The organism is Chitinophaga filiformis (assembly GCF_023100805.1).
Lineage (GTDB): Bacteria > Bacteroidota > Bacteroidia > Chitinophagales > Chitinophagaceae > Chitinophaga > Chitinophaga filiformis_B.
On the sequence record NZ_CP095855.1, the window covers coordinates 685,716 to 700,459 of the forward strand.

A 14,744-nucleotide genomic window follows, 5' to 3' on the forward strand; every position below is an offset into this window, starting at 1 on the left:
TTTAGTTCGGAGTACTAACCATTAACTTTACTAAATATTGGTCAGCAGCGCTGGTTAAATTAAACAGTTTTATAATCTGATAATTTCTTTCAAAAGAATCAAAGAGGCTGAATAACCACTGATAACCATACATTTGTGGTAGTAATCAAGCTCTAGTATATATCATTCATTCTAATTTATTTTATTCATTTCAACCATTTTTATATGAATAAATCTGAATTAAAAATGGATACGTAAGTTTACTTCAGAATAACCAAAAATCCATTTACTCAAAATCCATTACCTTGTCCCCGTATGATAGATCTCTCCTATGACTTTATCATAACATTACAGAATGAAGTATCCCGTAAGTTTGGCGCAGATACCATCACCCCCAGTGATTGCAAGCGTCTTTCTGATCACATAAGGGATGAAACCACAAAGGCAGTCAGTGAAACTACCCTCAAAAGGGTTTTTGGTTTTGCCACGACCAAGCACAGTTTTTCGCGGTATACACTCAATACGCTGGCCCAATATTGTAATTACAGGGATTGGGATGATTTTCAGGCCCAACATTATGTTCAGACAGATGGTAATGAACTGAACGACAGCAAATGGCTGGAATTAAAGAACAAGGCCGTCACTATTTCTCATTATACGATACTCACCTTAAAGAACAGGTCAGGCATTCCCTTTAACCTGACAGTTCCCCGTCCATCCTGCTTTGCGCATATTGAACGTTTCCTGGAAAGCGACTATGCCGCAACTGCGCTGATAGCGCCTTCCGGCTGGGGTAAATCAGTTACCCTGGTGCACATGGCAGAACACTTCTGGTTCAGCAAAGACGCCAAATTTAAAAAGGACATCTGCTGGTTTATTCATGCACATGCTGCCGGTAGCCTGTTGCTGCGTGGATTTTCACTGGCCACCTGGCTGGATAATCAGTTAAACCTGGGTGCAGGAGAGAATTTCAGGGAATATTTCGCTTCCCATTTTGATAAGATACGTGGAAGGCTCATCTTAATAATAGACGGGTTTGATGAAATCACTATCGCCGGAGATAAACTGAAGCTGCTATATACCAAACTGGAAGAATTCGTATACTCGAACGATCTGTTCCCCTGGGTAAAAGTGATCCTTTCTATACGCAGCAGCACCTGGTCTGATATTTTCCAGCACTCACTCCAGTATCCGGCCTTCAGAAGATACTGGTATCTGGGACCGGAAATGGACGAGGAAACCAGTATTAACCTGCCCTCTCTAACAGAACAGGAAGTAAAATCAGTATTATACAATCACCGTATCGATCCGGCCACTGTACGTACCTTCAGCGAAGGTTTCCTGCAAAAACTACGCTACCCTTACTACCTGCAGCTATTCTGTCAACTGAATACGGGTCCGGGGCAACATTTCGTCAGCGAACACCTCAGCCTCTTTGAGATGATCTCAAAGTTTGTGCAGATCAAAGTTTTCAATTCGCCCACTAATACTTTCAAGGTCAGGATCATTGAAAAAATGCTTTGGCTGCTGGATCTTGGCAAGGCAGGACAATACACAGACAAAAACCTGCTGCTGAATAAAAATGCCGACCTTTTCCCGGCATATAAGGAACTGCTGGCGGATAATATCCTGGTAGAAGAGAACCTCAGCCAGGAAGTAATGTTCCTTGTTAAAGTGCGCTTTGCTCATCAGTTCCTGCTGGAGTATTTTTCGGCCATGCATTATATCAAACAGGCCAACGACCGGATTGATGAACATATGCTGCAAAAGATCGCCAAACAATTGCCTTCTTCTTCATACCGGGTAGGTATATTTAAATGGTTGTTGCGTTATGCCATCAATAACGAACAACCGGAAGCGATCCATAAGATCTTTTCGCTGACCCTGAGTACCATGGAAAAATCCTACCTGCTGGAATATCTCGCTATCCATTATCAACCTGAAAGCGAAAAGCCTGCCTTACTGAGCAGCATATTTCCCCAGGGATATTTCCGCAAAAACCCGTTGAGCCGCTTCATTAATGACAATTTCCTGCATTTCGGTAAAAAGCGGGTGCTCAATGCCCTTCTTGACCTTTCAGAAATGCCTGACGATAAACTGAAGATACGGGGTATCCTTTTCTCCTTATCATTATTGCAGCTGGATGCGGAACAATGCGAACTGGAACTGAGCAATATTAAAAAACTCATTTCCCGTGAAACCGTTGACGATGAAGTATGGGTATCTCCTTACGATCTCTATCTTTTTGTATATGAGTACCTGAAATTCGGGATCATCAATGAGAGCATAAAAGATAAGATCTATAATTACCCACGTTATTTAACGGGTAGTACCAGGCATGCGCCCACCGTTGCACAGGAAATGGTATTCAGGATGACTGGTATGGCCTTCGCCCTCCTGAATGATAACACACATATGCTCAATTATACAAAGCGAATATTTGAATGCTTTCCCGCGCTTGTATATCAACGAACCAATTCATTGCGGCTGGTACTATTATGCTGGCAGGCACTCGCCTGTCTGGGACTTGACAACCTGGCTCCGGCAAACAAAATATGCCAGCACGCAGACAAGCTGCTAAAGGCTTATCCATTTGATTTTACCAGTGGGCGCCATATTGAAGTGCTGCAAAAGATGATCCTGGCAGAAATCTATTTCAAGGAAAAGGAATTGAACCGGGCCATCCGTATAGCGGAAGCAGCTGTTGAAATTTCACAGAAGATGGACCTTAAATTATTACTACTGACAGGCTTTAAACAACTTAGCAAAATGTATTCGCAGGTTCGCTTTGATAAACAATATAATCAGGCCCAGCAGCAAATGTCGCTCATCAATAAAAGTACTTCATTTAAACATTTTGAAAGGGTACTTGTCACTGTCTCAAAAACCAATCAGCTATAAATCAGTAATTTATAAAGAAATTCAGCCATAAAAAGTTCTCCTTTTAAAGCGAAAACACATTTTTTTGCAATGCATCTGGCATAATTTTGCGTTATTGCATATCATAATGGCCATTGATGAAAGTAAATACACTACATTCCAACAATTTCTGCTCAACCTGCTGAGCCTGTTGACCATTATACCATTGGCGCCTTACCTTAACCGGTATATACCTCCATTAGTTGTACAAGGCTGGCATATGGATATGTTTGTGGCAGTGCTGATCGCCTTCCTGTTCACGCGTTTGCTATTATGGATCTTTAAACCGTTGATCATCCCGGCCTTTGTGCTTGTTTGCAGTGTATTGTTTATCAATTATTTTACAGACAACTATTCCTTTACCAATGTTCTGAACGATTATAAGGGTATGGTACAGGGTAACTGGGGCGCCAAGAACAATAAACAGTTCGACATTCTCAGCCTTTACCCCAGACGTGTGGAAACTTATCGTGATAAAACAGTAAGGGGCATACGGGACAAGGTTAACTATAAAGACTCACTGGTTCGCAATTTTTCTGTTGCCCATTCTGTGAAAGATTTTGATGAATATTTTCCAAAATACGGGAAGGTATCCCGCTATCTCGCATTGTTCCATTATATCAACAGGCATTTCAAATATGTGCCTGACACCCATCGTGATGAATATTTCGCTACTCCCATGGAAACCATCCAGAATGGCTTGGGGGGTGACTGCGATGACCACTCTATACTGATGGCTTCCTGCCTGCAATCTATTGGTGCCCGCTGCCGTATTGTACTTATACAGGGACACGCCTATCCGGAACTTTATTGCGGCAGTAAAGAGGACTTTGAAGTTATAAAACAGGCCATTGTTACTTTGTTTCCGCAACCTCCTGTGAAGGAGATCCACTACCACGAGATGAAAGGCGAATACTGGATAAACCTTGACTATACTGCCCGTCACCCGGGAGGCAAGTATATGAACGACAAGGTTTATGCATTGATTGAATTATGATACAAAGAAAGCATTAGTAATGAGCCAATTCAAGACGATAAAGAAATATCACTCTTTCTTCAGGTTTAAGCGCGATTTTGAGCGGTATAGTTTGAGAAAGGTCAGAAGCTATGAGATCATTATCCACTGGCTGCATAAGGTATTGAGCAGAAGCCAGTTCCTGATATTATCAGGTATCCTTGTTGGCCTTGGAGCCGGAATGGCGGGAGTGGTGCTGAAAGTGCTTGTACATTATATACATTATTTCATCACTCATAAGGTACATTTCAGCACACAGATCATTTTTTATATTCTCTTTCCATTCCTGGGTATTGTGCTCACAACAGTGTTGGTTGTCTGGGGGTTCAAAGGGCAGTCCAGAAAGGGTATTGGTCTTATTCTCTATGAAATTGCACAGAATTCCAGTCTTATTCCGCCGGTAAAAATGTATTCGCAGATCATGCAAAGCGCTATTACGGTAGGACTGGGAGGTTCTGCCGGATTGGAAAGTCCTATTGCAGTGACGGGCGCCGCTATTGGCAGTAATTATGCTCGCAACTATAACCTGGGATATAAGGAAAGAACGCTCTTATTGGCAGCCGGCGCCACTGCCGGTATTGCTGCTGCCTTCAACGCGCCAATTGCAGGCGTGATGTTTGCCTTTGAGATACTGTTGACAGGCGTTGTTTTCTCCGATTTCATCCCGCTGATATTAGCCGCCGTTTGCGGTAGCTTATTATCAAAGATCATTCTCCAGGAAGAAGTACTATTTCATTTTGAAACCAGGCAGCCATTCAATTATTATAATGTTCCCTACTATATTGGATTGGGATTGCTATCTGCATTTTATGCGCGTTACTTTATTGTCATATCTCAGCGCGTTGAACATTTCATTAAAGGTCTGAAATGGTCTGCCCTGCAGAAGGCTATTTTGGGAGGCCTGATAGTATCCGTTTTATGCGTGTTGATGCCGCCTTTATTCGGGGAAGGATATACCAGCGTAAAATTACTGGCAGGAGGCTATTCCGACGAGATCATTCAAAATAGTTTTTTCAGGTATATTCCTGCACAAAGCTGGATATTGTTGTTGTTCACCGGATGCATCTGCCTGCTGAAAGTATTTGCGACTGCCTTTACCATTCATAGTGGTGGTAATGGCGGTAATTTCGCTCCTTCTCTTTTCGCAGGTGGATTTCTTGGATACTTCTTCGCGTTGCTGTGCACTCACCTGGGATTTAATAATGTTCCCTTTACCAATCTGGTGATAGTGGGAATGGCAGGTGTTATGAGCGGCGTAATGTATGCACCGCTGACGGCTATTTTCCTCATTGCCGAAGCCAGCTCCGGATATGACCTTTTCATCCCGCTGATGATCGTATCTACTACATCATTCCTGCTGGCGAAATGGTTTTCTCCAATCTCTCCTGAGCTAAAACATCTGGCGGATAAAGGAAAGATCTTTACGAGAGCGCATGACAAGAATATTTTGTCCCTGCTGAAACTGGAGGAATTAGTGGAAAAAGACTTTCAGCGCATATCTTCCGATGAAACACTCAGGCAGCTGATCGAACTCGTAAAACAGGGTCATCGCAACGTAATTGGCGTGTCTGGCTCCGACGAACAGCTGGAAGGTATCATTTCCCTCGATGATATACGACAGATCATGTTCAACCCTTCCCTGTATGATACAATAACCATCAGACAATTAATGAAGCCGCCGCTTGCGGTCATTGATATCCATGATAACGTAGCAGACGTGATCAATAAATTTGATGAGGTACATACCTGGAATCTTCCGGTCACTCATGAAGGCAAGCTGGTTGGCTTTGTCTCCAAATCAGGCATACTTAATCAATATAGATTATTATTGCAGGAGTATTCATGATCTTCATCCGTCAGATCATGCTTGAAATTTAATCCGGTTTATGGCCAAAATTCTGATCTTATTCGCGCATCCTGCATTTGAAAAATCCAGGGTGCATTCACAGTTACTAACTGCCATACGCGGCATGCCGGGAGTGACCCTGCATGACCTTTACGAGGTATATCCCGATTTGAATATTGACGTAAGGCATGAGCAATCGCTGCTCCTCCAGCACGACATTATATTGTTCCAGCACCCTTTTTACTGGTACAGCGCTCCTGCAATGATCAAACAGTGGCAGGACCTCGTTCTTGAACACGGTTGGGCCTATGGACGTACAGGCACTGCATTGCGGGGAAAAATGGCCGGTAATGTCATTTCTGCCGGCGCACAGGAATCAACATATAGCAAAGAGGGTTGGCATCATTATACCATCCATGATTTCCTTTTGCCATTCAGGCAAACGGCAGTGCTTTGCAATATGCAGTACCTGGACCCTTTTGTTATTTACGGTACGCACCGGCTTTCCTACACGGGAATCCTGGAGCAGGCGGTTGCTTATAAAAAAATGCTGGAAGGGCTACGGGACGGACAATTAAAAATTCAATGACATGGAACATTCTTACTTCTTTATAGCAATGATATACCTGGCTGCTGCGGTGATCTTCATCCCGATAGCCAAAAAACTCGGCTTAGGCTCCGTGCTGGGCTACCTGCTGGCTGGCATTGTAATAGGTCCATCTCTCCTGGGCTTTATCGGACAGGAGGGACAGGACATTATGCACTTTGCGGAATTTGGCGTGGTGATGATGTTGTTCCTCATCGGCATTGAACTGGAACCCGCTTTATTGTGGAATATGCGGGCGCCTATCCTGGGCCTTGGCGGATTACAGGTGCTGATCTCAACAGCTGCAATTGCCGGACTGGCCCTGTTACTTGGTCAGCCCCTGAATGCCTCACTGGCATTAGGAATGACACTGTCTCTGTCATCTACGGCAATTGTGTTGCAAAGTCTCAAAGAGAAAGGACAGTTATCGTCGGCGGCAGGTCAGAGTGCTTTTTCAGTACTGCTTTTCCAGGATATCGCAGTCATTCCGATGCTGGCGATCTTTCCCTTGCTGGCAGGTCCTGATTCAAACAGCGCTGCAGACCATACTTCATCACTCAGAGATAATCTGCCTGCCTGGATGCAGACCCTGGTAGTACTTGCCGCTGTAGTAGTGATCATTGTGGCAGGGCAATATTTGGTCCGCCCCTTGTTGAGGGTAGTGGCAAGAACACGTGTAAGGGAATTGTTCACAGCTTTCGCATTACTTCTTGTTGTAGCCATATCAGTACTTATGAGCCTCGTGGGATTAAGTCCTGCGTTAGGTGCGTTCCTGGGAGGAGTGGTATTAGCTAACAGTGAATACAAGCATGAACTGGAAAGCGATATAGAACCGTTTAAAGGCCTGCTGTTAGGCCTGTTCTTCATGGCAGTAGGAGCCTCTATTGACTTTAAGCTGGTAATGTCTATGCCATGGGTAATACTGGGCCTGGTTGTATCGTTAATGATCCTGAAAATGATCATACTCCTGGGATTAGGCAAGGCATTCCGAATCAGTATGGAGCAGAACCTGCTCTTTGGTATGGCGCTTTCCCAGATAGGAGAGTTTGCGTTTGTTTTGCTGGCCTTTACCCAACAGAATAATATCCTCCCTCCCCGGATGGTGAGTATTATGACAGCGGTAGTAGCGCTCAGCATGGCCCTGACGCCCTTACTGCTTCTAATATACGAACGCCTTATTCAGCCACGGTTCAACCAGGCCAGCCCTGAAACCAATACCCGTGAAGCAGACGAGATCCAGGAGAAACATCCAATCATCATTGCCGGGTTTGGGCGTTTTGGAAACATTGTGGGACGTTTCCTCCGGGTGAACGGAGTAAAGGCTACCATCCTGGACCTTGATTCAGACAGGGTAGATGCACTGCAAAACCTGGGTGTCAAGGTGTATTATGGCGACGCCTCCCGGCGCGATCTCCTGGAGGCCGCCGGTGCTGCTGATGCAAAGATCATTATCGTTGCCATGGATACCGTTGAGCAAACACTTGATGTGGTAAAAATGGTACGTAAACACTTCCCTCACCTGCAGATGCTGGTAAAAGCGGAGCATATCCCCGATACCTATGAACTGATGGACCTGGGCGTATTACACATCTATCGTGAAACGCTGGATACTTCACTACGTATGGGCGCGGATGCGCTTCAGATGCTCGGTATAAGGGCTTATCATGCACATCGTAATATCAGCACATTCCGGAAGCAGGATGAAAAAGCACTGAAAGGCCTGTCTGCCATCAGAAATGACAAAAAGCTCTACATCAATACGGTCAAGGCGCGTATTGAAGAACTTGAAAAACTGATGTCCAATGAAAGGGTAACCAAATGGAATCCTTCAGCACAGGGATGGGATGAGCAGTCCCTGATCGATGAGGCTAATCAGGACTAAAGCTACTCACCGCTTACAGTTTCCTGTATCCTGCGGGCAATGTCTTCCAGCAGCTGCGGGTCAATACTATGCCCTGCATGTACATGCTTGTCGCCGATAGCCCGCAGTTGTCCTTCTTCATCCTCTTCAAAGGTGATCTCACACTCTTCGACAGTTACTTTGTAGCTGATCTTATATTGCTGTATCCATGGGCGTACTTCCAGGATGTGGGGCTTCTCCTTAAACTCAAACTTTAGTATAAATGGTTCGTCCAGACCGTCCATAGTTCACAAATTAGCATGTAAAGATATTCTATTCAAAGCTCTTATTCCGGATACGCATTTTTTCCTCTCTTGATAGTTCATGAATGAATAACAGGGAGAGAGATGCTGCGGCACTGATGATCAGTATATATCCTATAAAACCGAGCGTGTGAAATAACCGGAACAAGGTCCAGTCGTTAATAATAGCGTACTGGGCTAAAACAGCCAGCACTGTTCCTAAAAGCCCAAAGGCGAATGCAATTCTCTTCATAAAGGGTACGTTTTGGGATCCGTTATTCTTCTCGAATTAATTGATCTTTTTGTCCGTTTTTTTGGTTAAGTCCTACTGTTCAGGGGGCAAACAAAATGCCATGGCGTCCGTGAGGCAAAGTTACTATCAGCTTGATTTTTCGCGTGGATAGTTTTCCACATTTAAGGGAAGCTATGGAAATGTGAATAACTGCGCACTTAAGTGTCAGTAATATTCTGTATTGAAATAGAATGTATCATATTGATAATTATTACATAAGCGCATCATTTATAAACTTTTTTACCATAATTTTATCATACTTTATTAGTACAGCACTACTGAAGTCCGCTACAGGCATAGAAATTAACTGCTATATGTTGTGAATAACTACCAAAACGATCATCGGGCAATTTTCCAGTTTTTATGATTATTAAGTGCTTACCGGTCATCTATTCCATGACTTGTACCGGTATGGATTAATTTGAGGGAATATAGTACCCGGGGCCTTTCCAGGCCGGGGTTTGGTTCTTTCCTACCGGGCGTGTTGCGCCTGCTGTAGCATTTTAAACGCTGTGAACACCCTGATCCAATTTAATCCTGAAAAGTCTGAGAGAAGAAGCAAAGATGGCGGAAAAACAAGGCGCGTTGGACCGATATCAGAAAAAATAAAAGCCGGAATAAGATTATTCCGGCTCATTACCTAAACCTACAACTGTTACACTGTTAGTAACATATCTTTAATATCTTTTAGTGCATAGCACTTGGATCCAGTTTTGTTTTCTTCGTGCCCTTTACCATAAGTACAAACGGTACGCAGATCAGGAACATCAAGCCCAGGTACAGGAATACGTCCATATACGACATCACCACAGACTGCTTCATGACGCTATATTCCATTGCCTGGTAAGCGCTTCCGAGGGCTCTCTTTGTATCCATTCCTTTTGAAGCAAAGTTGGCTGTCATTCCGGATACCCTGTTCATTACATCAGGATTATTAGTATCCAGCTTGCTCACCAGGTCCACACGATGCAGTTCATTACGGCGGGATACGAATGTTGTGATCAGCGCCACACCAAAAGAACCACCCAACTGACGCATCATACCTGTGAATGCCGCACCTTGTCCTATCTGCTGACCTTTCAGCGTAGACAATGAAAGTGTTGTAATAGGAATGAACAGCATACCCATCCCAACCCCTCTTACTATAAGCATCCAGAAAAAGGCTTCTGATCCTGTATCCGGTGTAATGATCTTATATCCCCAAAAACAGAAGACAAAGAACAGGAACATTCCCAATGCCACCAGATACTGTTGCGGTATACCTCTTTCCAGCATTTTACCTATAAAGGGCATCATAAACGCGGTGGTCAGGGCTGCAGGTATCATCAACATACCTGACTGTGTAGCTGTCCAACCTAGTGTACTCTGTGTGTAAAGAGGAATAATGAAGGTAGATCCATATAACCCGAAGCCCATCAGGAACGATAGTATTGTACCTACCCTGAGATTTCCATTTCCAAGCACCCTCAGTTCCACAATCGGATTCTTATATGACAGTTCCCTCCAGATAAAGAAGAAGAAGCCCAGTACTGCTGCAATTCCTAATACCAATATTGTCGAGTCATTGAACCAGTCATCTTCCTGCCCACGTTCCAAAACGTACTGAAGTGATCCAACTCCTATGGCCAGGAGTCCGATTCCGAACCAGTCGATCTCACTCGCTGATTTCTTTTCACCATATTTCGGGCTTCTCACGAATTGTAGTGTAAGCAGGGTTGCTATTACACCAATAGGAATGTTTATATAAAAAATGTAAGGCCAGGAATAATTATCTACTATATAACCACCTAAAGGAGGACCCAGTGTAGGGCCGATGATCACACCCAAACCGTAGATCGCCTGCGCCATCCCTCTTTTTTCCGGCGGATAGCTTTCAGTAATAATGGTTTGTGAAGTTACCAGCAGGGCTCCACCACCCAACCCCTGTATAAAGCGGAATAACACGAGCTCCCACATGGCTGTGGCATTTCCGCAAAGGAAGGAGGATATAGTAAATATGATAATGGAAACCGCGAAGTAGTTACGACGTCCAAACTGTTGTGATAACCAGCTCGTCATCGGCACAATAATCACGTTACCGATAGCATAAGCAGTGATCACCCAACCTATCTCACTCAGCGTGGCTCCCATATTTCCACGCATATCATTCAATGCCACGTTCACGATGGTCGTGTCCACGATCTCCAGCAGGGCGCAAAAGATGGCAGTTATTGTAATGATCACCCGCCGGGCTCCATATTCTACCAATGATTCTTGTTGCATCGCGTTTATCAATTAATTGTATAAAGATCAGTTACCGAATGTCCCCGCCTGGTGACACGAAATACGCTATTGTATAAAAGACCAGACTTAAAGTAATTCCAATTTATGTTTCACCGCACCACCCAAGCGGGGCCATTCGTGACTGACATTAGTCAAGATGTACATCCACAACTACGTTCATACCCGGACGGAGTTGTTTTACTTCAGGTTGGTTCAGATCATTGAATTCGATCTTCACCGGCAAACGCTGTACAACCTTTACGAAGTTACCTGAAGCGTTATCAGGAGGCAGTAAGGCAAAACGAGCGCCTGTAGCAGGAGAGAAGGAAGTTACTTTACCCTCAATAGATTTACCGGGGAAGGCATCCACATGCACACTTACTTTCTGTCCCAGTTTCATTTTGTCGAGCTGTGTTTCTTTAAAGTTGGCTACAACCCATACATCATTGGATAAAACTACGCTGAAGAGTGACTGACCGGCCTGCACCAGCTGTCCTGGCTGTACATATATTTTTGATACTTCTCCATCTTCGGGAGCAGTGATGATAGAATAGCTCAGTACCAGTTTTGCGTTATCAACTTCAGCCTGGCGTTCTTTGATCACCGCTTTGGCAGCATTGATCTGTTCAGCAGTAGCATCACTTTGTGTAGATACAGCACTTGTCTGACGGGCAGCCACTTTCTTCTGTTCTTCCAGCACTTTTAACTGGCGCTCTGCAGTTTGTTTTGCTGCCAGGGCCTGTTCATATTGTTGCTGAGTAATGGAGTGATCCTTAACCAGGTTGCTGTAACGTTCGTAGTCCTGGTTAGCACGCCATACGTTCACTTTAGCGGCTTCAATCTGCGCGTCTACTGCAGAGATATTTGCCTGTGAAGAAGAGATATTTGAGCGGGCTGCCGTAGTGGTGGCAACTGCTACCTGTACATTTGCCTGGGCAGCGGCCAATGCAGCTTCTGCCTGCGCTACTTTTATCTGCAGATCCCTGTCATCCAGGATAACCAGGGTATCTCCTTTTTTTACACGCTGGTTATCTTTTACCCGCACCTCTTTCACATAACCTGTTACTCTTGGTATCACAGGGCTCACGTTTGCTTCTATCTGTGCGTTGTCGGTCTCTTCATGATGCTGGGCATGTATATATTTAGAGATACCGAATGCACCACCACCGATAACAAGGATTGCCAAAACGATGATGAAACGATAGTTCCTCTTTTTAGGAGCCTCATGAGCATTCTGGGAACTTTTATTGTTAGTAGCTGTTTGCGTTTCCATATAATATATATATGATTAAATACTTTTAAAATTCTGATTGATTATTTCCCGGCCTCAGTACCTGTTTCATTTAAAACACCTGCAGTTTCCAGTAGTTTAGTATAAGCAACTATCGCGTCTGCTTTTGCAAAGGCATAGTTCAGTTTTGCCTGTACATTTGCCACATCCGCTTCCAGCAGGTCTGTAGTTGTAGCCAGGTTATTCTCCTGTTTGTTTTTTACTATTTTATAATTTTCACTTGCCTGATCAATTGCTTTCATGTAGGCTTCTATCTTCTTCTGATTCACCAGATAGTCCTGATATGCCTTATTGATGGAAAGATGAATATTATCTGCCAGCAGCTCTTCATTTACCTGTACTTCCTGCAATCTTACTTTGGCCTCTGTCACTTTTGATCCTGCTTTCCAGAGGGAAGAAGGAGAGTATTTTACGCCGATACCGGCATTCAGTGCATTAGTTACGGTCAGGGCATTGGGTACTGACAGCGCAACGTATCCACCGGTTAGCGCCACAGAAGGATAATATTCGCCTTTAGCAGCTTTAATGCCTGCGTTTGCTGCTCTTTCACGGGCAGAGAGCGCCGCGGCGTCCTTACGGTTCTGCAGGGCTATCTGTTCCCATTCCGCAGCAGCTTTTGCTCCGGCGGGTACCTGTTCGAAGGTGGTGGTATCGGTGCTCAGCTCTGTCGTTTCCGGCAGTCCTAACAATAAATTCATGGCGATATTGGCCAGTTTGAGATTACTTTCTGCTTCCAGCAGTGAAACCTCTACATTGGACTGTTGCAGCTGTACCTTTAATAAGTCGTTACGAGCCACAATACCGTTCTTTTCAAGATTGGTAAAATCTGCTACCCGCTGCTGCTGTTGCTTCAGGTTTTCCTGTACGAGTAGTACCGCCTGTTGCGCCTTATAAAGATTGCTATAAGCGTTGATCGTATTCTGGATCACAGCTTCGCGGTCTTTGTCAGCATCCAGCTTCGCTGCTTCGGCAAGATATCTTGCTGACGCCTTCTGGCTCTGGATAATAAATCCGGAAAAGATCGGCAGGGAAACGGAGGCCATAGCATAAGCCACTGAATTCACTTTAGGAGATGAGCCGCCACCTGAACTGTCACCACCGCCCAGCTTTAGTTTGAGATCTACATTCGGCTCGTTGATACGGAGATATGAAGCAGAAACACTTACGTCCGGTAATTGCGAATTGTTGGCGGTCTTAACTGATGCCAGTGCTGCATCAATTTTGGTTTTGCTGAGTTTGAGTTCTTTACTGTTTTGTATACTAAGCGTTATGGCTTCTTTCAAAGACAGGCTCTTCTTGTCCTGCGCCTGGCTGCTGAGATATGGTAAAGTCAGCAGTAGTGCGCACACTGTCAGAGACCATAATCGCCTGTATGTGCTATTAAGCTTCATGGATTAGAATGGCTTTAAACAAATTTTTCAAATGATTGCTTGTATGACTGATCAGATATTCCTGAAGTTGGCTATCTGTAAGATGCTCTAAATTGCTCATGCGCTGGAAATGGTGCCTGGTAGACATTATATGATTAGTCGTACCAACAAGGGTAACCACCATCATCATAATATCCACATCGCCGTTAAATACCCCGTTTTCCTGTCCTTCATTAATGAAGGACTTGATCACCTCGTATACTTCCTTTTTATTTTCGTGAATAAGTTCGTTCACTGCAATGTCTTCCTGGATCTGCGCCCTTATCATCATCAGATTGAAGCAGGGATTGCCCATGACACGGGCCACATACGTTTCCACTAATGCATCAAATCTTTCAATATATGAACGTCCGTTATTACTAAGCGTTTCGGTTAGCGTCATTTTCCAGGCGATGATCCTTTTCAGGAAGATGGCCTCAATTAATTTCTCCTTTGAGCCAAAGTAGTAAGATATCATTGCGATGTTCACATCAGCCTCATGAGCAATATCCCTCACCGAAGTAGCGTGGAACCCACGGGAAGCGAATAACTTCTCGGCAGCCTCCAGGATTGATAATTGCTTTTGATTGTATTCCATGTGTAAATCGAATTGTGGACACAAAGTTAAACAAACATTTAATTAAATCAAACGACTGTTTAAATCTTGGTAAGTTTAAATACATTTTTAAGCTAATTTTAAGGTTCTTGCCGTTACCAGGTTAATTTTAGCTAAGCGAACGCTCACATACATTAATATTTTATTGCATACTTCCGAATGGAAGGCTATCTACGGAGAAGAGTGAACAGAAAGAACTAACAGTCTCAAAATGAACATAATGGACTTGTTGATTCCAGGTTTTTCATTTTACATTTGAGCCGTTAAAAAAATTGTTGTCCCGATCCAAATCTATCAATTATGCTATTTCTACATCCGGCCGAGTTCATTGTTGCTAACCAAACCATTCATTCTTTATTCAGAACCAATATATTATCATGTACCGTA

Annotated in this window: 11 protein-coding genes; 5 read left to right on the top strand and 6 right to left on the bottom strand. The window is 44.0% G+C overall.

Annotated features, from left to right (window positions below):
- Window positions 1-294 precede the first annotated feature (294 nt).
- The 5 genes from MYF79_RS02825 to MYF79_RS02845 all read left to right on the top strand — a co-directional run bounded on the left by MYF79_RS02825 (window position 295) and on the right by MYF79_RS02845 (window position 8,227).
- Window positions 295-2,880, top strand: coding sequence for a hypothetical protein (locus tag MYF79_RS02825; protein ID WP_247812465.1), 2,586 nt, complete (start codon window positions 295-297; stop codon window positions 2,878-2,880).
- A gap of 106 nt (window positions 2,881-2,986) precedes the next feature.
- Complete coding sequence (locus MYF79_RS02830) at window positions 2,987-3,895, top strand: transglutaminase-like domain-containing protein (RefSeq protein WP_199655044.1); 909 nt, start codon at window positions 2,987-2,989, stop codon at window positions 3,893-3,895.
- Window positions 3,896-3,914: 19 nt separating this feature from the next.
- The gene (locus MYF79_RS02835) at window positions 3,915-5,759 is read left to right on the top strand and encodes a chloride channel protein (RefSeq protein WP_247812466.1); all 1,845 of its coding nucleotides are present in this window, start codon (window positions 3,915-3,917) and stop codon (window positions 5,757-5,759) included.
- Between the two features lie 40 nt (window positions 5,760-5,799).
- Entirely contained in the window at window positions 5,800-6,348 is a 549-nt protein-coding gene (locus tag MYF79_RS02840; RefSeq protein WP_247812467.1) for an NAD(P)H-dependent oxidoreductase, read from the top strand.
- 1 nt (window position 6,349) lies between these two features.
- Window positions 6,350-8,227: a monovalent cation:proton antiporter-2 (CPA2) family protein gene (locus tag MYF79_RS02845; protein ID WP_247812468.1), complete on the top strand. Its 1,878-nt coding sequence runs from the start codon at window positions 6,350-6,352 to the stop codon at window positions 8,225-8,227.
- Between the two features lie 2 nt (window positions 8,228-8,229).
- Here the strand turns inward: MYF79_RS02845 and MYF79_RS02850 are convergent, their stop codons facing one another.
- The 6 genes from MYF79_RS02850 to MYF79_RS32460 all read right to left on the bottom strand — a co-directional run bounded on the left by MYF79_RS02850 (window position 8,230) and on the right by MYF79_RS32460 (window position 14,339).
- Complete coding sequence (locus tag MYF79_RS02850) at window positions 8,230-8,490, bottom strand: hypothetical protein (RefSeq protein ID WP_247812469.1); 261 nt, start codon at window positions 8,488-8,490, stop codon at window positions 8,230-8,232.
- A gap of 28 nt (window positions 8,491-8,518) precedes the next feature.
- Window positions 8,519-8,740 (bottom strand): hypothetical protein, encoded by a 222-nt coding sequence (locus MYF79_RS02855; RefSeq protein WP_149694268.1) that lies wholly within the window; start codon window positions 8,738-8,740, stop codon window positions 8,519-8,521.
- Window positions 8,741-9,466: 726 nt separating this feature from the next.
- Window positions 9,467-11,041: a DHA2 family efflux MFS transporter permease subunit gene (locus MYF79_RS02860; protein WP_247812470.1), complete on the bottom strand. Its 1,575-nt coding sequence runs from the start codon at window positions 11,039-11,041 to the stop codon at window positions 9,467-9,469.
- Window positions 11,042-11,189: 148 nt separating this feature from the next.
- A complete protein-coding gene (locus tag MYF79_RS02865; protein WP_199654144.1) occupies window positions 11,190-12,314 on the bottom strand; it encodes an HlyD family secretion protein in 1,125 nt (374 codons plus the stop codon).
- A 41-nt stretch (window positions 12,315-12,355) separates the two neighbouring features.
- Window positions 12,356-13,723, bottom strand: coding sequence for a TolC family protein (locus MYF79_RS02870; RefSeq protein WP_247812471.1), 1,368 nt, complete (start codon window positions 13,721-13,723; stop codon window positions 12,356-12,358).
- Window positions 13,713-14,339, bottom strand: coding sequence for a TetR/AcrR family transcriptional regulator (locus MYF79_RS32460; protein WP_317233104.1), 627 nt, complete (start codon window positions 14,337-14,339; stop codon window positions 13,713-13,715). The genes MYF79_RS02870 and MYF79_RS32460 overlap by 11 nt, the downstream gene beginning before the upstream one ends.
- Window positions 14,340-14,744: the final 405 nt, after the last annotated feature.